Annotated in this window: 25 protein-coding genes; 6 read left to right on the top strand and 19 right to left on the bottom strand. The window is 71.7% G+C overall.

What is annotated here, in order from left to right; translation table 11 throughout:
* Window positions 1-15: 15 nt before the first annotated feature.
* The 13 genes from mgtE to ON759_RS05740 all read right to left on the bottom strand — a co-directional run bounded on the left by mgtE (window position 16) and on the right by ON759_RS05740 (window position 11003).
* Window positions 16-1377: a magnesium transporter gene (gene mgtE / locus ON759_RS05800; RefSeq protein WP_271679410.1), complete on the bottom strand. Its 1362-nt coding sequence runs from the start codon at window positions 1375-1377 to the stop codon at window positions 16-18.
* Between the two features lie 130 nt (window positions 1378-1507).
* Window positions 1508-3232, bottom strand: coding sequence for a phosphoenolpyruvate--protein phosphotransferase (ptsP, locus tag ON759_RS05795; RefSeq protein ID WP_271679409.1), 1725 nt, complete (start codon window positions 3230-3232; stop codon window positions 1508-1510).
* On the bottom strand, window positions 3232-3501 hold the full coding sequence (locus ON759_RS05790; RefSeq protein ID WP_271679408.1) for an HPr family phosphocarrier protein: 270 nt from the start codon (window positions 3499-3501) through the stop codon (window positions 3232-3234). The genes ptsP and ON759_RS05790 overlap by 1 nt, the downstream gene beginning before the upstream one ends.
* Window positions 3502-3519: 18 nt before the next feature.
* Entirely contained in the window at window positions 3520-3912 is a 393-nt protein-coding gene (locus ON759_RS05785) for a PTS sugar transporter subunit IIA (RefSeq protein WP_271679407.1), read from the bottom strand.
* Window positions 3913-3953: 41 nt separating this feature from the next.
* Window positions 3954-4817 (bottom strand): RNase adapter RapZ, encoded by an 864-nt coding sequence (gene rapZ / locus ON759_RS05780; protein WP_271679406.1) that lies wholly within the window; start codon window positions 4815-4817, stop codon window positions 3954-3956.
* Window positions 4814-5767: an HPr(Ser) kinase/phosphatase gene (gene hprK / locus ON759_RS05775; protein ID WP_271679405.1), complete on the bottom strand. Its 954-nt coding sequence runs from the start codon at window positions 5765-5767 to the stop codon at window positions 4814-4816. Before hprK ends, rapZ begins: the two co-directional genes overlap by 4 nt.
* A 27-nt stretch (window positions 5768-5794) precedes the next feature.
* On the bottom strand, window positions 5795-6115 hold the full coding sequence (gene hpf, locus ON759_RS05770; RefSeq protein WP_271679404.1) for a ribosome hibernation-promoting factor, HPF/YfiA family: 321 nt from the start codon (window positions 6113-6115) through the stop codon (window positions 5795-5797).
* A 60-nt stretch (window positions 6116-6175) separates the two neighbouring features.
* On the bottom strand, window positions 6176-7597 hold the full coding sequence (locus ON759_RS05765; RefSeq protein ID WP_271679403.1) for an RNA polymerase factor sigma-54: 1422 nt from the start codon (window positions 7595-7597) through the stop codon (window positions 6176-6178).
* 60 nt (window positions 7598-7657) lie between these two features.
* Window positions 7658-8377: an LPS export ABC transporter ATP-binding protein gene (lptB, locus tag ON759_RS05760; RefSeq protein ID WP_271679402.1), complete on the bottom strand. Its 720-nt coding sequence runs from the start codon at window positions 8375-8377 to the stop codon at window positions 7658-7660.
* Window positions 8377-8913, bottom strand: coding sequence for a lipopolysaccharide transport periplasmic protein LptA (gene lptA / locus ON759_RS05755; RefSeq protein ID WP_271679401.1), 537 nt, complete (start codon window positions 8911-8913; stop codon window positions 8377-8379). The genes lptB and lptA overlap by 1 nt, the downstream gene beginning before the upstream one ends.
* The gene (gene lptC, locus ON759_RS05750; protein WP_271679400.1) at window positions 8894-9451 is read right to left on the bottom strand and encodes an LPS export ABC transporter periplasmic protein LptC; all 558 of its coding nucleotides are present in this window, start codon (window positions 9449-9451) and stop codon (window positions 8894-8896) included. The genes lptA and lptC overlap by 20 nt, the downstream gene beginning before the upstream one ends.
* Window positions 9448-9987 (bottom strand): KdsC family phosphatase, encoded by a 540-nt coding sequence (locus ON759_RS05745; RefSeq protein ID WP_271679399.1) that lies wholly within the window; start codon window positions 9985-9987, stop codon window positions 9448-9450. Before ON759_RS05745 ends, lptC begins: the two co-directional genes overlap by 4 nt.
* A gap of 11 nt (window positions 9988-9998) precedes the next feature.
* Window positions 9999-11003, bottom strand: a complete 1005-nt coding sequence (locus tag ON759_RS05740) for a KpsF/GutQ family sugar-phosphate isomerase (RefSeq protein ID WP_271679398.1) — start codon at window positions 11001-11003, stop codon at window positions 9999-10001.
* 63 nt (window positions 11004-11066) lie between these two features.
* Between ON759_RS05740 and ON759_RS05735 the strand changes: the two genes are divergently transcribed.
* The gene (locus tag ON759_RS05735) at window positions 11067-11297 is read left to right on the top strand and encodes a BolA family protein (RefSeq protein WP_271679397.1); all 231 of its coding nucleotides are present in this window, start codon (window positions 11067-11069) and stop codon (window positions 11295-11297) included.
* Window positions 11297-12553: a UDP-N-acetylglucosamine 1-carboxyvinyltransferase gene (gene murA, locus ON759_RS05730; RefSeq protein ID WP_271679396.1), complete on the top strand. Its 1257-nt coding sequence runs from the start codon at window positions 11297-11299 to the stop codon at window positions 12551-12553. The genes ON759_RS05735 and murA overlap by 1 nt, the downstream gene beginning before the upstream one ends.
* 69 nt (window positions 12554-12622) lie before the next feature.
* Here murA and ON759_RS05725 read toward each other — a convergent pair whose 3' ends face one another.
* The 3 genes from ON759_RS05725 to purM are packed head-to-tail and all read right to left on the bottom strand — an operon-like array spanning window position 12623 to window position 15004.
* Window positions 12623-13297, bottom strand: a complete 675-nt coding sequence (locus tag ON759_RS05725) for a DUF3108 domain-containing protein (RefSeq protein ID WP_271679395.1) — start codon at window positions 13295-13297, stop codon at window positions 12623-12625.
* A gap of 34 nt (window positions 13298-13331) precedes the next feature.
* Window positions 13332-13976, bottom strand: coding sequence for a phosphoribosylglycinamide formyltransferase (purN, locus tag ON759_RS05720; protein WP_271679394.1), 645 nt, complete (start codon window positions 13974-13976; stop codon window positions 13332-13334).
* 11 nt (window positions 13977-13987) lie between these two features.
* Window positions 13988-15004 (bottom strand): phosphoribosylformylglycinamidine cyclo-ligase, encoded by a 1017-nt coding sequence (gene purM, locus ON759_RS05715; RefSeq protein ID WP_271679572.1) that lies wholly within the window; start codon window positions 15002-15004, stop codon window positions 13988-13990.
* 171 nt (window positions 15005-15175) lie between these two features.
* Between purM and ON759_RS05710 the strand changes: the two genes are divergently transcribed.
* Genes ON759_RS05710 through hda form a run of 3 tightly spaced genes read left to right on the top strand, consistent with a single transcriptional unit; the run spans window position 15176 to window position 18170 of the window.
* On the top strand, window positions 15176-16309 hold the full coding sequence (locus ON759_RS05710) for a DUF2066 domain-containing protein (RefSeq protein WP_271679393.1): 1134 nt from the start codon (window positions 15176-15178) through the stop codon (window positions 16307-16309).
* Window positions 16306-17460: an AI-2E family transporter gene (locus ON759_RS05705; protein WP_271679392.1), complete on the top strand. Its 1155-nt coding sequence runs from the start codon at window positions 16306-16308 to the stop codon at window positions 17458-17460. Before ON759_RS05710 ends, ON759_RS05705 begins: the two co-directional genes overlap by 4 nt.
* A 2-nt stretch (window positions 17461-17462) precedes the next feature.
* Window positions 17463-18170 carry a DnaA regulatory inactivator Hda gene (hda, locus tag ON759_RS05700; protein WP_271679391.1) on the top strand — a complete coding sequence of 236 codons (708 nt, stop codon included), beginning with the start codon at window positions 17463-17465 and terminating at the stop codon, window positions 18168-18170.
* Here the strand turns inward: hda and murU are convergent.
* From murU to cysK, 3 genes are read right to left on the bottom strand one after another with little or no spacing between them, the layout of a single operon-like run.
* Complete coding sequence (gene murU, locus ON759_RS05695) at window positions 18149-18877, bottom strand: N-acetylmuramate alpha-1-phosphate uridylyltransferase MurU (RefSeq protein ID WP_271679390.1); 729 nt, start codon at window positions 18875-18877, stop codon at window positions 18149-18151. The genes hda and murU overlap by 22 nt on opposite strands.
* Complete coding sequence (locus ON759_RS05690) at window positions 18874-19896, bottom strand: aminoglycoside phosphotransferase family protein (RefSeq protein ID WP_271679389.1); 1023 nt, start codon at window positions 19894-19896, stop codon at window positions 18874-18876. Before ON759_RS05690 ends, murU begins: the two co-directional genes overlap by 4 nt.
* A 60-nt stretch (window positions 19897-19956) precedes the next feature.
* On the bottom strand, window positions 19957-20913 hold the full coding sequence (gene cysK, locus ON759_RS05685; RefSeq protein ID WP_271679388.1) for a cysteine synthase A: 957 nt from the start codon (window positions 20911-20913) through the stop codon (window positions 19957-19959).
* A gap of 248 nt (window positions 20914-21161) precedes the next feature.
* On the opposite strand from cysK, the gene ON759_RS05680 reads away from it, so the two are divergent.
* Complete coding sequence (locus ON759_RS05680) at window positions 21162-22139, top strand: LysR family transcriptional regulator (protein WP_271679387.1); 978 nt, start codon at window positions 21162-21164, stop codon at window positions 22137-22139.
* Window positions 22140-22195: the final 56 nt, after the last annotated feature.

Raw genomic sequence — 22195 nt, 5'->3', positions numbered from 1 at the left:
CTGGTGCGAGGGACGTCAGCGCAGCAACACCAGCGTGGCCAGGCCGAGGAAGGTCAGGAAGCCCATCACGTCGGTGATCGTGGTGAGGATCACGCCGCCCGCGAGCGCCGGGTCGAACCCCATGCGCTTGAGCGTCACCGGCACGAACACGCCGCCCAGCGCGGCGAAGCACAGGTTCAGGGTCAGCGCGGTGGCGATCACCGCGGCCAGCGCGGGGTTGCGGAACCACAGCAGGACCACCACGCCGAGCACCGCGCCGAGGGCGAGGCCGTTGATCAGCGCGACCCGGACTTCCTTCCACACGAGGGTCGGCACGTTGGAGGCGCCGATCTGGCCGAGCGCCAGGCCGCGCACCATCAGCGCCAGCACCTGGGTGCCGGCATTGCCGCCCATGCCCGCGACGATCGGCATCAGCACCGCCAGCGCGGCGAGCTGCTCGATCGAGCCGGCGAAGCGGTCGACCACCGAGGCCGCCAGGAACGCCGTGCCCAGGTTCACCCCCAGCCAGATCAGGCGGTTGCGGAACGCGCGCCGCACCGGCGAGAACAGGTCCTCGTCCTCGTCCAGGCCGGCGGCGCCCAGCGCCTGGTGCTCGGCCTGCTCGCGGATGATGTCGACCACGTCGTCGATGGTGATGCGGCCGAGCAGGATGTTGGCATCGTCGACCACCGGTGCGGAAATCCAGTCGTGGTCGGAGAACTGGCGGGCCACTTCCTCGGAGGTCTCGTGGACGCCGATCGCCGGCTGCTCGTCGTCGAGCAGCTTGTTGATCGCGGTGCCCGGCTCGTGGGTGAGCAGGGCCTGCAGCGCGATCCGCCCGAGGTACTGGTGGCGCTTGCTGACCACGTACAGGTGGTCGGTGTGCTCGGGCAGCTCGCCGCGCAGCCGCAGGTAGCGCAGCACCACGTCGACCGTGGTGTCCGCCCGCACGGTCACCACGTCAGGGTTCATCAGGCGCCCGGCGCTGTCCTCGTCGTAGGACAGCACCTGCTCGAGGCGCTCGCGGTTCTCGCGGTCCATCGACTTCAGGACTTCGTCGATCACCGTGTCGGGCAGGTCCTCGACCAGGTCGGCGAGGTCGTCGATGTCGAGGTCCTCGACCGCCGCGACCAGCTCGTCCGGGTCCATGTCCGCGATCAGCGACTCGCGCACCTCGTCGCCGACGTGCACCAGCACCTCGCCGTCGTCCTCGGGATCGACCAGGCCCCAGACGACCGAGCGCTTGCCCGGCGGCAGCGACTCCAGCAGGTTGCCGATCTCGGCCGGCGACAGAGTGTTGACCAGCCGCCGCACCGGGCCCAGCCGGCCGGAATCCAGCGCATCGCTCAGCAGCCGCAATTGGCGCGCGGTCTTGTCGTGGCGGATGGCTTCGGCCATGGGCACGCTTCCGGGACGGGCGTCGTGCCGTGCGGCGCGACTGCAAGGGGACGTGGATGCCGCACCCTGCAGGCACGGCCGGATCAAGTGTTCATGATGGGCGCATTATCGCGCGCCACCGCCGGCGGTGTCACCCGCGTGGCGCGTGCGCCGCCAGCCAGCGTTCGATGCCGGCGCGGTCGCGTGCGCGCAGCAGGGCGGGGCCGGCCGCGCGCAGCGCCGCGGCATCGCAGCCGCGGATCGCGCGCCGGACCTCCAGCAGGGTGCCGGGATGCAGGCTGAGTTCGGTCAGGCCCAGCGCCAGCAGCAGCGGCGCGAACAGCGGGTCGCCGCCGATCTCGCCGCACACCGCCACCGGCTTGCCGCGGCGCGCGGCCAGCCGCACCACGTCGCGCAGCAATTGCAGCACCGCGGGGTGCAGGGGGCTGTAGAGCTCGCCGAGCGCCTCGTTGGTGCGGTCCGCGGCCAACAGGTACTGGACCAGGTCGTTGGTGCCGATCGACAGGAAGTCGCAGAGGTCGATGAAGCCGCGCAGCGCCAGCGCCGCCGACGGCACTTCGATCATCGCGCCCAGCGGGACGTGGTCGGCGACCTCGTGGCCCTCCGCGCGCAGGCTCGCATGCACCTCGCGCAGGGCGTTGCGCACCGCGCGCATTTCCTCGATGCCGCTGACCATCGGCACCAGCACGCGCACCGGGCCATAGCCCGAGGCGCGCACGATCGCGCGCAGCTGCGCATGCAGCAGGCCGTCGCGGGCCAGCGACAGCCGCACGCCGCGCAGGCCGAGCGCCGGGTTGGGTTCGTCGCGCAGGGCCAGCCCGGTGTTGTCGGCCTTGTCGGCGCCGAGGTCCAGGGTGCGCACCGTCACCGTGCGCCCGGTCATGCCCAGCACGAGGTCGCGGTAGGCGCGGAACTGGGTCTCCTCGTCCGGCAGCGTGCGGCTGTGCATGAACAGGAATTCGGTGCGGTAGAGGCCGACCCCGGCCGCGCCCAGCGCGTGCGCCTCGGCGACGTCGTCGCGCGACTCGGCGTTGGCCCACAGCTTGATGTCGACGCCGTCGAGGGTGCGGCTGGGCTCGCGGCGCAGGCGGTTGAGCTGCTTGCGTTCCCGCTTGGAGTCGGCGACCCGGGCGCGGTGCGCGCGCAGGTCGTCGGCATTCGGCTCCAGCACCACCAGCCCGCTGGCGCCGTCGATCACCAGCACGTCGCCGTCGTTGACCTTCTGCAGCGCCAGCGGTGCGCCGACCACCAGCGGCAGGTGCAGGCTGCGGGCCAGGATCGCGCTGTGCGACAGCGCGCTGCCGCCCGCGGTGACGATGCCCATCACCCCCTGCGCCTGCAGCTGGGCGAGCTCGGCGGGCGCGATGGTGTCGGTGACCAGGATCTCGCCGGCGACGCCCTGGAGGTCGGCGGCGCGGCGGTGCAGGGCCGCGTGCAGGCGGCCGATGACCTGGTCGATGTCGTCGATGCGGCTGCGCAGGTAGGCATCGTCCATGCCCTCGAACACCGCGGCGATGCGGTCGCGTTGCAGGCGCAGGGCGTAGTCGGCGGTGTACAGCCCGGTGCGGATCAGCGCGTCGATGCCGCGCAGCAGTTCCGGATCGTCAAGCAGCAGTGCATGCAGGTCGAGGAATTCGCCGACTTCCTGCGCCAGCGCACCGTGCAGGCGTTCGCGCAGGTCGTGCATCTCGCCGCGCACGGTCTCCACCGCGGCGTGGATGCGCGCCAGTTCCGATTCGACCTCGGCCGGCTCGATCCGCGCTTCCTGCACGTCCAATGCATGCGGCAGGCGGACGCGGGCCCGTCCCAGCGCGCTGCCGCGGGCGGCGGCGGTGCCGGACAGGACCTTGCGCATCAGGCGTCCTCGTCGAAGCGGCGCTCGAACAGGGCCGCCGCGGCGTCTGCGGCGGCTTCGGCATCCTCGCCATCGACGCGCAGCACGACCGTGCTGCCCGGGCCGGCGGCCAGCAGCATCACGCCCATGATGCTCTTGGCGTTGACCTCTCGGCCGCGCGCTTCCAGCGTGGCCTGGCAGCGGAACGTGGACAGCAGCTGCACCAGCTTGGCGGTGGCGCGCGCATGCAGGCCGAGGCGGTTGACGATGGTCAGGTCGCGGCGGATCACGACGGTTTCCCCGGGGCTTCAGGCTTCATCGATGATCGCTCCGTTGCGTGCGCCGGCCGCGGCGATCGCGGGCAAGTCGTCCAGCGGCAGGTCGGCGTAGTTCATCACCCGCAGCAGCATCGGCAGGCTGAGCGCGGAAACCCGCCGCACCGGCGTGCCGAGCCGCGCCACGCGCTGCCCGAGGTTGCTGGGCGTGGCGCCGTACAGGTCGGTCAGGACCAGCACGCCGTGCCCGCCATCGACCCGGCGCAGCGCTGCGCTGGCCAGCGGCAGCAGGCTCTCGGCGTCGCCGTCGAACGGCACTTCCAGCGCGGTGGTGTCCAGCGGCAGCTTGCGCAGCAGCCGCGTGGCCACCGCGATCATCGCGTTGCCGATGCCTTCGTGGGTGATGAGCAGGATGCCGACGGCCATGCCGGCAAGTTAACAGACGTGAATGACGCTGCGGAAGCGCGTCAGTCCAGCTCGCGGTGATGCACCGCGACTTCCGGCCAGCCGCCTTCGCGGAAGTGGCGGGCGAAGCGCTCGGCGAGGTAGACCGAGCGATGCCGGCCGCCGGTGCAGCCGAACGCCACGGTCGCATAGCTGCGGGTCTCCGAGCGCAGCTTGGGCAGCCAGGTGTCGAGGAAACCTTCGACCTGCGCCACGTAGGCGACGACGTCGGCATCGCCGTCGAGGTGCTCGCGGACTTCGGCATCGCGGCCGGACAGCGGGCGCAGGCGCGCGTCCCAGTGCGGGTTGGGCAGCACCCGCGCATCGAACACGAAGTCCGCCTCGGGTGGTACCCCGCGCTTGTAGGCGAAGGATTCGAACAGCAGCGACAGGCCGACGCCCGACAGTCCGAACTCGGTCAGCACCCGGCGCCGCATCTGGTGGACGTTGAGGTCGCTGGTGTCGAGCACGGTGTCGGCGATCTGCCGCACCGGGCGGAGCGCCTGGCGCTCCAGCGAGATCGCGTCCGGCAGCACCAGCCCGAGGTGGCTCAACGGATGCCGCCGGCGGGTGTCTGCGTAGCGTCGCAGCAACACCTCGTCGCGGGTGTCGAAGAACAGCAGGCGCGGGTCCAGGCCCTGCGCGCCGACCTGCGACAGCACGTCGGGGACTTCGGCGAGGTCGCCCAGGCTGCGTGCGTCGATGCCGACCGCGATCCGGTCCGGCGGGTTGTCGCCGGCCAGCAGGCGGCGCACGAACTCCGGCAGCAGCTCCGCCGGCAGGTTGTCGACGCAGTAGTAGCCGAGGTCCTCGAAGGTCTTCAGCGCCACCGACTTGCCGGAGCCCGACAGGCCGCTGACGATCACCAGCGCGGGCGCGGCGCTCACTGCGCGCGCTCCAGGAAGTGGCTGTGCCGGGCCATGAAGGCGGCGGCGGGATCGACGCCCTTGCTGCGCAGGATGTGCATGCGGGTGGCGGCTTCGGTCAGCACCGCGAGGTTGCGGCCGGCCATCACCGGCAGGGTGATCATCGGCACGTCGAGGTCGAGCACGCGGCGGGTGCCGATGTCGCCGGTGAGGCGCTCCAGGCCGGTGGGGCTGGGCTCGAGCGAGGGCTTGCTGAGGTGCACGATCAGGCGCAGGTACTTGTTCCGCTTGACCGCGGTGTCGCCGAACATCTCGCGGATGTTGAGCACGCCCAGGCCGCGCAGTTCCAGCATGTCCTGCAGCAGCTCCGGGCAGGTGCCGTCGAGCACGTCGGGCGCGATCTGGGTGAATTCGGGGGCGTCGTCCGCGACCAGCCGGTGGCCGCGGGTGACCAGTTCCAGCGCGAGCTCGCTCTTGCCGGAGCCGGACTCGCCGGTGACCAGCACCCCCATCGAGTAGATCTCCATGAACACGCCGTGCAGCGTGACCCGCGGCGCCAGCGTGCGCGCCAGCTTGTACTGCAGGTGGTTGAGGAGTTCATGCCCGCGCTTGGGCGAGCTCCACAGCGGCGTCTCCGATTCCTCCGCGGCCGTGCGCAGGTCGTCCGGGCAGCTCTGGTCCTTGCTGATCACCAGCGCCAGCGGCCGGAAATCCATGATCTTCTGGATCGTCTCCCAGCGCTGGCGGGCGTCCAGCCCGTCCAGCCAGGCCAGTTCCTCGCTGCCGAGGATCTGCACCTTGTTGGGATAGATGATGTTGAGGTAGCCGGCCAGCGACGGGCGCCGGGCGACGGTTTCCACCGCCTCCAGCACCCGCCGGCCGGCCTCGCGCTCGCCGGCGATCCAGCGCAGGCCCAGCGCGTCCTGCTGCAGCGCGAACAGTTCGGCGGCGGTGATGCGCGCGGCGTTCATCGGGTCGCGTGGACGCGGGCCGGCGCGTCAGGCCGCGTCCTGCGGGAGGCCCTCGCCGCGGTGGTGGTCGACCATGCGTTCCTTGTGCTTCATCAGCAGCCGGTCGAGCTTGTCCGAGAGCAGGTCGATCGCGGCGTACATGTCCTGCGCGGAGGCGTCGGCATGCAGGGTCTTGCCGGAGAGCGCGACGGTGGCCTCGGCCTTGTGGTCGGGCTTGTCCAGGCCCAGCTGCACGCGGACCTGGCAGGGATGGTCGAAATGCCGGCCTAGGCGGGAGAACCGGTTGTCGACGTACTCGCGCAGGGCGGGCGTCACTTCGATCTGCTGGCCATGGGTTTCGATCTGCATCTGGACCTCCTTCGACGTGGTGCGATCCGGGCCGGGCCCGGGTGGGGCGATGCCGCTGCGTCAGCCGATCCGCACGCGTTCGTGCGAGGCGGGGATCTGCAGGGCTTCGCGGTACTTGGCGACGGTGCGTCGTGCGACCGGCACGCCTTCCGCCTTCAACGTATCGGCAAGCCGCGCATCGGACAAGGGCTTCCGCGGGTCCTCGGCGGCGACCAGCTTGCGGATCATGTCCTGGATGGCGGTGCTGGACGCGCTGCCGCCGTCGCCGGTCTCGATCCCGGAGGCGAAGAAGTCGCGCAGGGCGATGGTGCCGCGCGGGGTCCGCACGTACTTGCGGGCGATCGCGCGGGAGACGGTGGATTCGTGCATGCCCAGCTCTTCGGCGACCCGGCGCAGGGTCAGCGGGTGCAGGGCCTGCGCGCCGAACTCGAGGAAGCCGGCCTGCTCCCGGACGAGGCAACGCACGACGCGCAGCAGCGTGTCGGCGCGCGACTCCAGGCCCTTGAGCAGCCAGCGCGCCTCCTGCAGGCGCCCGCGCAGGTAATCGGCGTCGCTCGGCCGCGCGTGCCGGATCATCTGCTCGTAGCCGCGCTGGATCGCGATCCGCGGCATCGCGTTGCTCGCCAGCGCCACCCGCCACATGCCCTGCTGGCGCCAGATCACGCAGTCGGGGGTGACGTAGGTGCCGGGTGGCAGCTCGCCGTAGCGCGAGCCGGGACGCGGGTCCAGGCTGCGCAGCAGCTGCACGGCGGCGTCGGCGTCCTCGCGCCTGCAGTCCAGTTCCGCGCACAGGCCGTCCAGGCCCATACGCGGCAGGCGCGCCAGCGGTCCGGCGGCCACGTCCAGCGCAAGCGCGCGCCCCGGGGTCTCCGCCGGCAGCGCCAGCAGCTGCAGGCGCAGGCATTCGCCTAGGTCGCGGGCGCCCACGCCCACCGGGTCGAACTGCTGGATCCGGTGCAGCACCTGCTGGATCTCGGGGTGGGTGGCCCGCACGCCAGGCAGCAACACGTCCGCGATCGCGTCGAGGCCGTCGCGCAGGTAGCCGTCGTCGTCGATCGCGTCGATGATCGCCAGCCCGATCGTCGCGTCGCGCTGGCTGAAGTGGCCGAGGTGGAGTTGCCACAGCAGGTGGTCGCGCAGGGTTTCCCCGCTGCTCGCGCGGTCGCCCGGGTCGCCCATGTCCTCGTCGCCGTCGCCGCCCGGGCCGATGCGTTCCTGCCAGGGCTCCGCATCGCGATCCCAGCGCTCCTCGGCAGGCGCGTCCTGCGGCGCGGCATCAAGCATCTCGGCGGACGGTTCGCCGGGGATCGCGTCGCCTTGGTCGGTCTCCTCGGTCCAGTCGAGCAGCGGGTTGCTCGCCACCGCGTCGGCGACTTCGGCTTCGAGCTCCGCGGTGGACAGCTGCAGCAGCCGGATCGCCTGGCGCAGTTGCGGCGTCAGGACCAGGTGCTGGTGCAGCGCGGGGGACAGGCGCGGCTTCATGCGCGGCCAGCATAGCCGCATCCGCGTGGAATTTGACCGTCGGGCACCCGCCCGCGGCGTTTACAGCGTGAAGCCCTCGCCCAGGTAGACGCGGCGCACGTCCGGGTTCTCGAGCAAGGTGGCCGGTGCGCCCTGCGCCAGCACCGCGCCCTCGGCGAGGATGTAGGCCCGGTCGCAGATGCCGAGGGTCTCGCGGACGTTGTGGTCGGTGATCAGCACCCCGATCCCGCGGTCCTTGAGGTGGCGGACGATGCGCTGGATCTCGTTGACCGAGATCGGGTCGACGCCGGCGAAGGGCTCGTCCAGCAGGATCATGCGTGGCTTGCCGGCCAGCGCGCGGGCGATCTCCACGCGCCGGCGCTCGCCGCCGGAGAGGCTGGCGCCGGCCTGGTCGGCCACGTGCCCGATCTGCAGTTCGTCGAGCAGGTCGGCCAGTTCGCGTTCGCGGCCGTCCTCGTCGAGGTCGGGGCGCAGCTCCAGCACCAGGCGGATGTTGTCGGCCACCGACAGCTTGCGGAACACCGAGGGTTCCTGCGGCAGGTAGCCGACGCCGAGCTTGGCGCGGGCGTACATCGGCTCGCCGGTGATGTCGCGGCCGTCGAGGGTGATGCTGCCGGCATCCGCCGGGACCAGGCCGACGATCATGTAGAAGCAGGTGGTCTTGCCGGCGCCGTTCGGGCCGAGCAGGCCGACGACCTCGCCATCCCGCAACTCCAGGCCGAAGTCGCGCACGACCTCGCGCGACCGGTAGCGCTTGCGCAGGCCCTTGGCGACCAGCATCAGTTCGACGCCTTGGCCGGGGCCGGCTGCGCCTGCGCGCTCTTCGGCAGGATCCGCATCTTCACCCGGCCGCCGCCGGCGCCGCCGCCGCTTTCGACCTGCCCGGTCTTCATGTTGTAGACCACGCGCTGGCCGCTGAGGCTGCCGCGCTGCTGGTTGATCACCACGTTGCCGGTGAACACCACGACCTCGGTCCTGAGGTTGTAGTCCACGTTGCTGGCCTTGGCATCGATCTGGTTGCCGTCGTCCAGGGTCTGGCGCAGGGTCACGCCGCCGCTGAGCAGGGCGCGGCTGGGATCGCCGCCGCTCTGCTCGATCACCGCCTTGGCCGCGACCACCCGCAGGCTGCCCTGGGTCATGGTCACGTTGCCGGTCAGCGTGCAGCTGTCGTTGGCGCCGAGGCTGCAGGTGCTCTGCGCCGCCTCGATGTCCATCGGCTGGTTGCGGTCGGAGGTGCGCGCAGGCGCGCCCGCCGCGAACGCGAGCGAGGCGAGGGCGAGCAGGGCAGCCGCAAGGTCAGCGGGGCGTCGGGACATAACGGGTGCGCACGTCGGAAAGGAGGGAGACTTGCTGGCGGTCGAATTCCGCGCGCAGGCCGCGCCCCTGCATTGTAAGGCCGGGGCGCGTGATCCTGACGTCGGCGGTGGACGCCGCGCGGTTCTCGCGCGGGAACAGGTCCAGCGACTGGGTATCGATCCGGGTAGGCGGCGGCACCGCGGCCGGGCTGGTGGCGACCACGTTGCCACGCAGCCGCAGCTGCTTGCCGTCGTCGGGGACGTGGCCGCTGCGCGACCGCACTTCCCAGTAGGCACCCTGGCGGTCGGGTACCAGGAACACCGGGGTCTCGAGGGTCATCGACTTCGCCCCCGGATCGCGCTGCAGGCGGGGGCCGCGCAGGGTGAAGGATTCCTTGCCGGCAGAGTCGAGCGCGACCAGCTCGAAGTCGCGGAGGATGAAATCCGAGCGGGGAGAGGCGGTCGTCGGTGCCTGCCGCGCGACATGCCGCCACACCGACCAGCCGGTGAGGACCGCGGTCGCCAGCAGCACGAGGGTGAGGCCGCCGCGCCAGGTCACGGGTGTTCCCCGTGGGCGAGGATCGCCTCGACCCGGCCCTGCGCATTCAGCAGCAGGTCGCAAGCGTCGCGGGCCGCGCCTTCGCCGCCCGGGCGCGGGGTGACCCAGTGCGCCGCGGCGCGCGCCCACGGGTGCGCGTTGGCCGGCACGATCGCCAGGCCGGCGGCGCGCAGCGCGGCCAGGTCGGGCAGGTCGTCGCCCATGAACGCGACCGCGTCCATGCCGATGCCCATCCCGGCGGCGATCTGCTGCATGCAGGCGAGCTTGCTGCGCTCGTGGGTGTGGACGTGCGCGATCTTGAGTTCGCGGCCGCGCTGTTCGACCACCGGGCTGATCCGTGCGGTCACCAGCGCCAGTTCGATGCCGGCATGCCGCAGCAGGGTCAGGCCCATGCCGTCCTGCACGTGGAAGCTCTTGGCCTCGTGGCCGTCGGTGCCGTACAGCAGGCGGCCGTCGGTGAGGGTGCCATCGACGTCGAAGCCGACCAGCCGGATGCGGCGGGCGCGCTCGAGCACATCGGCAGGGTAGGCGGGCATCGACGCGTCCATCAGACCACCCGCGCGCGCAGCAGGTCGTGGATATTGAGCGCGCCGACCACGCGTGCGCCCGCATCGACCACCAGCAGCGCATTGATCTTGTGCGCCTCCATCAGCTGCGCGGCTTCCACCGCCAGTGCGTCGGCATCGATGGTCTTCGGCGCGCGGGTCATCACCGCGTCGATCCGGGTCGTACGCAGGTCGACGCCGGCGTCGTCCAGGCTGCGACGCAGGTCGCCGTCGGTGTACAGGCCCAGCAGGCGGTCATCGGCATCGACCACCGCGGTCATGCCCAGCCGCTTGCGGCTCATTTCCACCAGCGCCTCGCTGATCGTCGCTGCGGGACCGACGCGCGGCACGTCGTCGCCGGCGTGCATGACGTCGGTGATGTGCAGCAGCAGGCGGCGGCCAAGCGCACCGGCCGGGTGCGAGCGTGCGAAGTCGTCTGCGGTGAAGCCGCGCGCCTCCAGCAGGGCGACCGCGAGCGCATCGCCCATCGCCAGCGACGCGGTGGTGCTGGAGGTGGGGGCGAGCGCCAGCGGGCAGGCTTCGGCGGGGACGCCCACGTCGAGGTGGATATCGGCCTCGCGCGCCAAGGTTGAGCCGGCGCGGCCGGTCATCGCCAGCACCGTGTTGCCCTGGCGCTTGAGCGCCGGCAACAGCAGCAGCAGTTCGTCGCTTTCGCCCGAGTAGGACAGGGCCAACACGACATCGGCGTCGGTGACCATGCCGAGGTCGCCGTGGGCGGCCTCGCCGGGATGCATGTAGAACGCCGGGGTGCCGGTCGAGGCCAGGGTCGCCGCGATCTTGCGCGCGACGTGGCCGGACTTGCCCATCCCGGTGCACACCACGCGGCCGCGGCTGGCCAGGATCGCCCGGCAGGCGGCGGTGAAGGCGCCATCGATGCGACCGGCCACCGCGGCCAGCGCCTCGCCCTCGATCGCGAACACGCGGCGCCCGCTGGCGGCGAAATCGAAGGCATCCGTGCTGGCGGGCGGGGCTGGGGACACGCGCATCTTCCCGGGGGGAGGTTCCGTTAGACTTGTCCATTCAGTTTACGCGAGCCCGCCCACCCCGCCATGAACGCAGACACCATCCGCGACCTGATCGAGTCCGGCCTGCCCGGCGCCCGCGCGCAGGTGCGCGGCGACGATGGCGTGCATTTCGAGGCGACCGTGGTCTGCGCCGCATTCGCCGGCAAGCTGCCGCTGGCCCGCCACCGCATGGTCTATGCCACCCTCGGCGAGCGCATGGGCGGCGAGATCCATGCCCTGCAACTCCGCACCCTGACCCCGGACGAGGCCAACTGATGCAGAAGATCGTGGTCCAGGGCGGGCAGCGCCTCGAAGGCGAGGTCCGCATCTCCGGCGCCAAGAACGCCGTGCTGCCGATCCTGTGCGCGACCCTGCTGGCCGACGCGCCGGTGCGGATCACCAACGTGCCGCGCCTGCACGACGTCCTCACCACCGCCAAGCTGCTCGCCGGCCTCGGCGCGGGCGTGGTCCACGAGGGCGACGTGCTGTCGGTGGATCCGCGCAGCGTCGACCGCCACGTCGCGCCCTACGAGCTGGTGAAGACCATGCGCGCCTCGGTGCTGGTGCTGGGCCCGCTGCTGGCGCGGTTCGGCGATGCCGAGGTCTCGCTGCCCGGCGGTTGCGCGATCGGCTCGCGGCCGGTGGACCTGCACATCAAGGGCCTGCAGGCGCTGGGTGCCGAGATCGTGGTCGACCACGGCTTCATCAAGGCACGCAGCGATGGGCGCCTGAAGGGCGCGCGGCACGTGTTCGAACTGGTCAGCGTGGGCGCGACCGAGAACGTGATGATGGCGGCGGCACTCGCCGAGGGCACCACCGTGCTCGAGAACGCGGCGATGGAACCGGAGATCGTCGACCTCGCCGACTGCCTCAACGCGATGGGCGCGCGGGTGCGCGGGGCCGGCACCCACACCATCACCATCGAGGGCGTGGCGTCGCTGGGCGCGTGCGAACATGCAGTGGTGGCCGACCGCATCGAGACCGGCACCTTCCTGGTCGCCGCGGCGATGACCGGTGGCCGCATCGTCGCCACCCACGCGCGGCCCGACACGCTCGACGTGGTCCTCGACAAGTTGCGCGAGGCCGGGGCCGAGGTCACGACCAATGGCGACCGGATCAGCCTGGACATGCACGGCAAGCGCCCGCGCGCAGTGAACATCACCACCGCGCCGCATCCCGCGTTCCCCACCGACATGCAGGCGCAATTCATGGCGCTGGACTGCATCGCCGATGGCGTGGGCGTGGTGAACGAGACGATCTTCGAGAACCGCTTCATGCACGTGAACGAGCTGCTGCGGCTGGGCGCGGACATCCGCGTCGATGGGCACACCGCGGTGGTGCGTGGCGTGCCGCAGCTCAGCGGCGCGCCGGTGATGGCGACCGACCTGCGGGCCTCGGCATCGCTGATCCTGGCCGGCCTGGTGGCGGACGGGGAGACGGTGATCGACCGCATCTACCATCTCGACCGCGGCTACGAGAACATCGAGGCCAAGCTGTCCGCGCTGGGCGCGCGCATCCGCCGCGTGGACTGAGCGGGCGATCCCTCCCGCAGACAAAAAAGCCCCGCGTCGCGGGGCTTTTTCATTGCGGGAGCGGGAGGCTCAGCGCACCGATTTCAGGACCAGGTCGAGCTCGTCCTTGCCATCCTTCTTCTGCAGGATGCGCGCGGGCACCGGGAGCCCCTCGACGACCCACACGATGACCTGCTTGTTCTCGCTGGTGCGGCTGACCTTGGTCGCCTCGCGCGGCTTGCCGGCGATGGTCACGGTCTCCTTGCCCAGGGTCTGGTAGGCCTGCGCGCGCACCACGCCGTTGTCGACCATGCGGTACTTCAAGGGCTGGCCGGCGCCGACGTCGCGGACCAGGGCGAGGTTGAGCAGCATCGCGTCGAGGTCGCCTTCCTGCAGGCGCACCGGACCCATGCGGTCCGCCTTTACGTCGCCGCTCCAGCGCGCCTCGCCCTTGCCCCAGTCGTAGGTCGCGTTCTTCTGCGACTTCTTCATCAGGAACTGGCTGGAGTCCTGGCCGGACAGGGGGCGCCAGGCACCGTTGCGCTCTTCGAACACCGTGGCCTGGCGCAGGGTCGCGACCGGGCTGTCGATGTCCAGCGCGTAGGTCCAGCGGTCGCCGCCGTTGGACGACAGCGACATCCGTGCATCCGCGCTCACGCCGCCCATCACGCTCGCGCGGTATTCGGCCACGAACGGCTTGGCGGCCCATGCCGGCGCGACGGCGAGCGCCAGGGCGAGCAGGGCAGAGGTGCGGAACAGTTTCATGTCATGGTCCCTCGATGGCGTGGGGCGCCATCCTTCAGGCGGGGGCGAACCTTAGCCGCCGCGGCGTAAATAGGGGCTGACCATCCAGGCAGGCCTGCCCATCGCATTCAGAAATGCGGCCTGCGGCGGCCCATTGCAAGACCGCCAGCAGCAAGGGGTGTTCCAGCGCCAGCACCCGGGTGGCGAGGCGTTCAGGCGTGTCGCCGGGTTCGACCGGGATCGCCGCCTGCGCCAGCACCGCGCCGGCATCCAGCTCGGGGCTGACGAAGTGCACGCTGGCGCCGTGCTCGGCATCGCCCTCGGCGAGCGCGCGGGCGTGCGTGTGCAGGCCGCGATGGCGGGGCAGCAGGGACGGGTGGATGTTCACCAGGCGCCCGCGGAAGCGGCGCACGAAGGCTTCGTCGAGGATCCGCATGTAGCCCGCGCAGACGATCCAGTCCGGCCGCGACGCGGCAACGGCCTCGGCCAGCTCGGTGTCGAAGCGGGCGCGATCCGCATAATCCTTCGCCTGGCGCGACCAGCGCAGCGGCGCCGGCACCCGGCCCAGGGCGGGCGCCCCGGGCTTGTCGGAGAACACGCCGACCACCTCCGCATCGAGGGTCCCGGCGGCGATAGCGTCGAGGATCGCCTGCAGGTTGCTGCCGCGACCGGAGGCCAGCACGGCGAGGCGGAGGGCCATGGCCGCGCGGCTCAGACGATGCGCAGGCGCTCGCCCTCGCCGGGCGGCAGCACCTGGCCGATCCGCCAGTGCGCCAGCCCCAGCCGGTCGAGGTCGGATGCGATCGCGCCGGCATCGGCCGGATCGACCATCAGCACGTAGCCGATGCCGCAGTTGAAGGTGCGCCACATCTCGTGCGCGGCGACGTTGCCCTCGCGCTGCAGCCAGTCGAACACCGCCGGCAGCGGCCAGCTGGTGGTGTCGATCTCCAGCCGCAGCGGCGCCGGCACCACGCGCAGGACCTTCTCCACCAGCGCGCCGCCGGTGACGTGCGCCATCGCGTGGATGTCGTGTTTCGCCAGCAGTTCGAGGACCGGCTTGACGTAGATGCGCGTGGGTTCCATCAGCGCATCGGCCAGCGTCACCCCGCCGAGGTCGAGGTCCAGGGGGTTGCCGGCTCGCTCGAGGATCTTGCGGATCAGCGAATAGCCGTTGGAATGCGGGCCGCTGGAGGCGATGCCGATCAGCACGTCGCCCGCGCGCAGCCTGCTGGAGTCCACCAGCTTCGACTTCTCCACCGCGCCCACGGTGAAGCCGGCCAGGTCGTATTCGCCCGGCGGGTACATGTCGGGCATCTCCGCCGTCTCGCCGCCGATCAGCGCACAACCCGCAAGTTCGCAGCCCTTGGCGATGCCGGCGACCACGTCCACCGTGGTCCCGACGTCGAGCTTGCCGGTCGCGAAGTAATCGAGGAAGAACAGCGGTTCCGCGCCCTGCACCAGCACGTCGTTGACGCACATCGCGACCAGGTCCTGGCCGATGGTGTCGTGGCGGTTCAGTTGCTTGGCGAGGATCAGCTTGGTGCCGACGCCGTCGGTGCCGGAGACCAGCACCGGCTCGCGGTAACGGCCGGCGAGGTCGAACAGCCCGCCGAACAGGCCCACCCCGCCGAGCACCTCGGGGCGCATCGTGCGGCGCACCAGCGGCTTGATGCGTTCCACGACCTCGTTGCCCGCATCGATGTCGACGCCGGCGTCGCGGTAGGTCATCCCGGCCGGTGCGGGGGTGGGGGTCTGGGTCACGGGAGGCCTCGGGGCGGTGGCGCGGCGCGCCTGCGGAGGCCGTCATTTTAGCGCGGGGGGCGCGTTCACGTGGACGTCCCCGGCCTGCTGCGGCACCATTCCACGGCAGCCGGAGACGGCGACCGGCAAGGACAGGCCATGCAAGCACAGGCGATGCACGCGGTTCGACGCGGATGGTGGTGGGCGCTGGCGACTGCGCTGCTGCTGTGCGCCGGCCATGCCGCGGCGCAGCGGACCGAGGGCGACCGCGCCGCGGCCAATGGCCCGTACGAGGCCGAGGTCGCCGTCCGCAACCAGACCGAGCCGGAGCGCCGGGCGGCGTTCGGGCGCGCGCTGGCCGCGACCCTGGCCAAGGTGACCGGCGACCGCCAGGCCGGCAGCCGGCCCGGCGTGCGCGACGAGCTGGCCAAGGCCAAGGACTATGTCGCCGGCTTCGACTACCGGCAGGACGAGGGCGTGTCCGCGACCGGCGCGCCGAGTTTCCAGACCACGCTGGTGGTGCGCTTCAAGCAGGAGGCGGTCGACGACCTGATCGACATGCTCGGTATCCCGGTGTGGCCGTCGCCGCGGCCGAAGCCGGTGCTGTGGCTGGCGATCGACGACGGCAGCGGCCCGCGCCTGGTGGGCCTCGGGCAGGTCAACGCAGCGCGCGCCATCCTCGACCAGGCCAAGGCGCGCGGGTTCGCGCTCGGCCTGCCGGGCGGCAATGCCGCCGAGCAGGCCGCCGTGGGAGCGATCGGGCGCGGCGATACCGCCGCGATCGCCTCGCTCTCCAGCCGCTACAGCCCGCCGATGCAGTTGATCGGCAAGTTGTCCCGCGGCGGCGCGGGTTGGGTCGCCGACTGGCGCTTCGTGGACCGCGGCAAGGTCCTGTCGACGTGGTCGACCAGCAATCCCGACGCGCGCCGGGCGATGGCGGGTGGCGCCGACGGTGCCGCCGATGCGCTGTTCAAGCGCTATGCGAAGGCCAGCAGCAGTGGCGCGCCCGGCACCTTCCGCGTGCGCATCCTCGGCCTCCGTTCCAGCGACGACTACCTGCGGCTGATGGGCTACCTCGACGGCCTGTCGATCGTGAAGGGCGTGCGCCCGGCGATGGCGACCGCGGACGCGCTGGAGCTGGACCTCGACCTCGCCACCGGCCTGGCCGGGTTCGGGCGGATCGCCGGACGTGGTGGCCTGCTGTCACCGGTCGCGGGTGCCGCGCCGGACGGCGATGCCGGCACCGCCGCGACGCCGGCGCCGACCAGCACGTTCCGGTTGGGCGCCGAATGAGCGAGCGCCAGGACGACCTCGCCACCATCGCGGCGTTCTACCGCCGCGTGCAGTGGACTGCCGTCGCGCTCGGCGTGCTGTGGCTGCTCTGGCTACTCGCGCCCGTCCTCAGCCCGTTCGCGCTCGCCGCCCTGCTGGGCTGGCTGGGCGATCCGCTGGTCGACCGCCTGGAGCGCGCGCGGTTCAAGCGCAACACCGCGGTGATCCTGGTGTTCAGCGCGATGAGCCTGCTCCTGCTGGTCGCCGCGGTGATCCTGGTGCCGATGCTGGAACAGCAGATCGTGACCCTGGTCCATTCGCTGCCCGGCTACCGCGACTGGTTCGTCGGCACCGCGCTGCCCTGGGTCGAACAACGCACCGGCCTGGAGATCCTGTCCTGGCTCGATCCCGAGCGCCTGTTCACGCTGATCCGCGAGCACTGGGAGCGCGCTGGCGGCATCGCTGCCACGGTGCTGGGCTACGTCTCGCGCTCGGGCTTCGCCCTGCTGGGCCTGCTCGCGAACATCGTGCTGCTGCCGGTGCTCACGTTCTTCTTCCTGCGCGACTGGGACCTGTTGGTGGCGCGCGTCGGCTTGCTGGTGCCGCGCGACCACGCGGACACCGTGCGCACCCTCGCCAGGGAATCCGATGCCGTGCTCGGCGGTTTCCTGCGCGGCCAGTTCCTGGTGATGCTGATCCTCGGCGTGCTGTATGCGATCGGGTTGTGGGGCGTGGGCCTCGACCTCGGCATCCTGATCGGCATCGTCGCCGGCCTGCTGACCTTCGTGCCCTACCTCGGGCCGGCCTCGATCGTGGTGTTCGGCGGCATCGCTGCGATGGTCCAGTTCGGCGACTGGCAGCACCTGGCCGGCGTCGCCGTGGTGTTCACCGTCGGGCAAATCATCGAGAGCTACTGGCTGACCCCGAAGCTGGTCGGCGACCGCATCGGCCTGCATCCGATGGCGGTGATCTTCGCGGTGACCGCGGGCGGCACGCTGTTCGGCTTCCTCGGCATGTTGCTGGCGCTGCCGGTGGCGGCGGTGGCCAACGTGCTGCTGCGCTACGCGCACGAGCGCTACACCGCCAGCAGCCTGTACGCCGGCGAGCAGCCGCGGATCGTGCTCGCGCCGGATGCCGCCGCGCCCGGCGACGGGCCGTCGCCGCAGGCCTGAGCATGGCCGACGTGGAAGCCCTGGGGCCGCAGTTGCCACTGGCGCTGCGGTTCCCGCCTGACCAGCGGTTCGACGCCTTCGTCGGCATGCCCGCGGCGCGCGCGCAACTGGAGGCCTGCGCCGCGTCGCCCGCGGGGCAGGCGCTCTACGTGCAGGGCCCGGCGGCCAGCGGCAAGACCCACCTGCTGCTGGCCACCTGCGCCGCGGCCGAGGCGCAGGGCCATGCGGTCGCCTACCTGTCGCTGGCGCGGCTGCGCGGGCGCCTGGCCGCCGCCGCGGAAGGCTTGGAGCACGCGGACCTGGTGGCGCTGGACGACATCGATGCCATCGCCGGCGATGGTGCCGATGAACTCGCGTTGTTCGACTTGCACAACCGCCTGCGCGACGCCGGTCGCGGCCTGCTGTATGCGGCCCGGGAGACGCCGGAGGGCCTGCCGCCCGGCTTGCCGGACCTGCGCTCGCGGTTGGCCCACTGCACCCGCATCGCCCTGCAGCCGCTGGACGACGTGGGGCGCGCACGACTGTTGCGCGAGCGCGCGGCCGCGCGTGGCCTGGCGTTCGAGGATGCCGCGCTGGAGTGGATGCTGCGCCGCTGCAGCCGCGACCTGCGCAGCCTCACCGCCTTGTTCGAGCGCCTGGACCACGCCTCGCTGGTGGCCCAGCGCAGGCTGACCGTGCCGTTCCTGCGTCAGGTGCTGGCCGCGGACTGAGCGAGCGCCGCATCGAGCTGCGCCAGCCGTTCCGGCGTGCCGACATCGGTCCAGCGCCCGCGATGGTGTTCGCCGGTGACCAGCCCGGCCTGCATGCGCGCGCGCAGCAGCGGCGCCAGCGGGAACTTCGGCTTGCCCTCGACCATCGCCGGCGCGGCGACGATGTCGCGCCAGCCGTCGAACAGCTGCGGGCGATACATGCCGATGCCGGCATAGGTCAGCAGGTGCGGGCCCTCGGCGTGGAGCACGCCGTGGTCGTCCAGGGCGAAGTCGCCATGCTTCGCGTGCGTCGGCCGATCGACCATCACCAGGTGCGCGAGGCCCGCGGGTTCGGCGGGCAGGCGCGCGAAGTCGTAGTCGCTCCAGACATCGCCGTTCACCAGCAGGAAGGCTTCATCGGTGCCGTGCGCGCCGCCGAGCAGCGGCAACGCATTCCACATGCCGCCGCCGGTCTCCAGCGGGGTGCCGCCCTCGTAGGCGTACGCGATGCGCAGGCCCCAGCGCGCACCATCGCCCAGCGCCTGCGGGAACTGCGCCGCGAGCCAGCTGGTGTTGAGCACGACCTCGCGGACGCCGAGCGCCGCGAGTTTCTCGAGGTGCCATTCGACCAGGCGCTTGCCGCCCACCCGCAGCAGCGGCTTGGGCGTGGTGTCGGTGAGCGGGCGCATGCGCTCGCCCAGCCCGGCCGCGAACACCAGCGCCTTCATGCGTCGGCGACCGCGGCGAGCCGGGCCATCGCCGGCTTGACCTTGTGCGCGATGAAGCGTTGCAGGTCGTGCAGCCCCGGATGCCGCGGCAGCACCGCATCGAGGTAGGCGAAGAACCGCGGGACGTCGGCGAGGTATTTCGGCTTGCCGTCGCGATGGTGGAGCCGCGCGAAGATGCCGATCACCTTCAGGTGGCGCTGCACGCCGATCAGGTCGGCATCGCGCAGGAAGCGGTCGAGGGCGGGGACCGGCAGGCCGGCGTCGCGCGCGCGCTGGTGGTAACGCGCGAGCCAGGCGCCGACGCGGTCCTCGGGCCAGCTGAGGAAGGCGTCCTTGAACAGGCTGAGCGCGTCGTAGGCGATCGGGCCACGCACGGCGTCCTGGAAATCCAGTACCGCGGGGCCGTCGTCCGCCGGCATCAGGTTGCGCGGCATGAAGTCGCGGTGCACCAGCACCTGCGGCTGCGCCAGCGCGCTGTCGACCAGCAGGCGGTAGGCGGCGTCCAGCGTCTCCAGGTCGCCGCAGTCCAGCGCCATGCCGAGGTGGCGGCCGCAGAACCATTCGTCGAACAGGCGCAGCTCGCGGGCCAGCAGGGCCTCGTCGTAGGCCGGCATGCCGTCGGGCGGGGCGATGGCCTGCAGGCGCAGCAACTGGGTGGTGGCGTCCTCGAAGAAGGCGTCGGCATTGCCGGGGTGGATCGCGTGCAGGTAGGTCTCGGTGCCGAGGTCCTCCAGCAGCAGGAAGCCTTGCGACGCGTCTTCGGCGAGCACGCGCGGCACGCGCACGCCGCCGCCGTCGAGCAGCGCATGCACCTTGAGCCAGGGGCGCACGTCCTCGAGGTCCGGCGGCGAATCCATGACGATCCGGCTGCCGTTCGCAGTCGCCACCCGCCAATAGCTGCGGAAGCCTGCGTCCATCGAGGCGCGCACCGCCTCGGCGGTCGGATCGCGCAGGGTCGCGCGGATCCACTCGGTGCGCAGCGCGGCGCGCGGGTCGGGGGGCGATGCGGGGTCGGTCATGCGCGGGTGGCGTGGCGGAAACGCACAGCGTACCCGCAACGCCGAGGCCCGCCTATGCCGTCACAGCGTCGCCAGCCAGTCCTCGTCGGAGCCTTCGTTCACGCCTTCGAACAGGGCGGTGGAGAGATAGCGCTCGCCGGTGTCGGGCAGCATCGCCAGCAGGACCTCGCCTTCGCCGGCCTGTTCGGCGACGCGCAGCGCGGCGGCCACCGTGGCGCCGGCCGAGATGCCGACGAAGATGCCTTCCTCGGCGGCCATCCGCCGCGCGGTGGCGATCGCCTCGGCATCGTCGATCGACAGCACCGCATCCGCGATGTCGCGGTTCAGGACGTCCGGCACGAAGTCCGGGGTCCAGCCCTGGATCTTGTGCGGCGACCACGGCTGGCCTTGCAGCAGCGGCGCCGCGGCGGGCTCGGCAGCGGTGATCCGCACCTCCGGCCGCGCGAGCTTGAGTACCTCGCCGACGCCGGTGAGGGTGCCGCCGGTGCCCCAACCGGTGACGAAGTGGTCGAGCCGGCGCCCGGCGAAGTCGCGCAGGATTTCGGCGGCCGTGGTGCTGCGGTGGTAGGCGGGATTGGCGGGGTTGGCGAACTGCCGGGCCAGGAACCAGCCGTGCTGCGCGGCCAGCGCCTCGGCGCGGCGGACCATGCCGCTGCCGCGTTCCGCCGCCGGGGTGAGGATGACCTTGGCGCCGTAGGCGCGCATCAGCTTGCGGCGCTCGATCGAGAAGGTCTCGGTCATCACCGCGACGAACTTATAGCCGCGCGCCGCGGCGACCATCGCCAGCGCCACGCCGGTGTTGCCCGAGGTCGCCTCGACGATGGTGTCGCCGGGCTTGAGCAGGCCCTTGCGTTCGGCGTCGAGCACGATCGCCAGCGCCAGCCGGTCCTTCACCGAGCCGCCCGGGTTGAAGGACTCGACCTTCGCGTACAGGTGCACGTGGCGCGGACCGATGCGGTGCAGGCGGACCACCGGGGTGCCGCCGATGGTGTCGAGGATGCTGTCGTGGAGGCTCATGGATGTGCCAGGGAGAAGGGAAAGGCGGGTGCGCCGTGGGGATCCTGCCCGCAGCGGGATCAACGCCGCGCGAGGGACAGTGGCGGCCAAACCGCTGCGGTCCACGGTAGGCGCCCCGCCTCCGGGAGGGAAATGCCGGGGTGGTCCAGTTACATGCCTTGGGTGCATAAGCCACGTTTGGCAAAGCCTGCACCGGGCGGTATGCTTCATCGCAATATCTTGATACAGCGATATTTAGGGCTTTCCCCATGACCCTGACCCAGCTCCGCTATCTGGTCGCGATCGCGGATTCCGGCCTGAACATCACCCAGGCCGCTGAACGCGTGCACGCCACCCAGCCTGGCCTGTCCAAGCAGCTGAAGGCGCTGGAGGACGAGCTCGGCTTCCAGTTGTTCGTGCGCCGTGGCCGCAGCCTGGAAAGCGTCGCGCCTGCCGGCGTACGAGTGATCGAGCATGCGCGCAAGGTGCTGGCCGAAGTCGCCAACATCCGCAGCTACGCCGCCAACGAGCGCGGCGAGCTGAGCGGCCGCCTGCTGCTGGCGACCACCCATACCCAGGCGCGCTACGTGCTGCCGCCGGTAATCGCGGCGGTCAAGCGCGAGTTCCCGCAGGTCAACGTCGACTTGCTCGCGGCCGGCGATGCCGAGGTATTGAACTGGCTGGACCAGGCCGACCTTGCCTTGATCAGCACCGCGGGCAGCGTGCCGCAGGGCGGGGTGGCGGTGCCGCTGTACCGCTGGCGGCGAGTGTTGCTGGTGCAGCGCGAGCATCCGCTGGCCCGGCTCGCGCATGCCCCCACCCTGGCCGGGCTCGCCGCGCATCCGCTGATCAGCTACGAGTCCTCGACCCGCGCGGATTCCTCGCTGCAGCGCGCGTTCGCAGGTGCCGGCGTGGTCCCGCAGGTCGGCATGACCGCGCGCGACGCCAACCTGATCAAGACCTACGTGCGCGCCGGCCTGGGCGCGGGCTTGTTGGCCGAGATGGCGGTGGACGCCAGCGACGAGGACCTGCGGATCCTCCAGGCGCCGCCGGAAATCCCCGAATGCGTGACCTGGGCGGTGGTGCCGCGCGGGCGGGTGCTGCGCGAGTACGCCCTGAGCCTGCTGCACCGGATGGCCCCGCAGCTCGATCGGCGCGACCTGCGACGCGTGCTGGAAGGCAACCAGGGGGCGGCGTGGCCTGCGCCGCCGCACTGGGGCGAGCTGCTGCACGCCAACAGCGCCTGAGTCCGGCGCAAACGACGACGCCCCGCAGCGCGGGGCGTCGCAGATGGCAGGCCAGC

It is taken from the genome of Thermomonas mangrovi, assembly GCF_028201335.1.
Lineage (GTDB): Bacteria > Pseudomonadota > Gammaproteobacteria > Xanthomonadales > Xanthomonadaceae > Thermomonas > Thermomonas mangrovi.
Note: the sequence above shows the minus strand (reverse complement) of the source record. Positions and strands in the feature narration are given on the sequence as shown.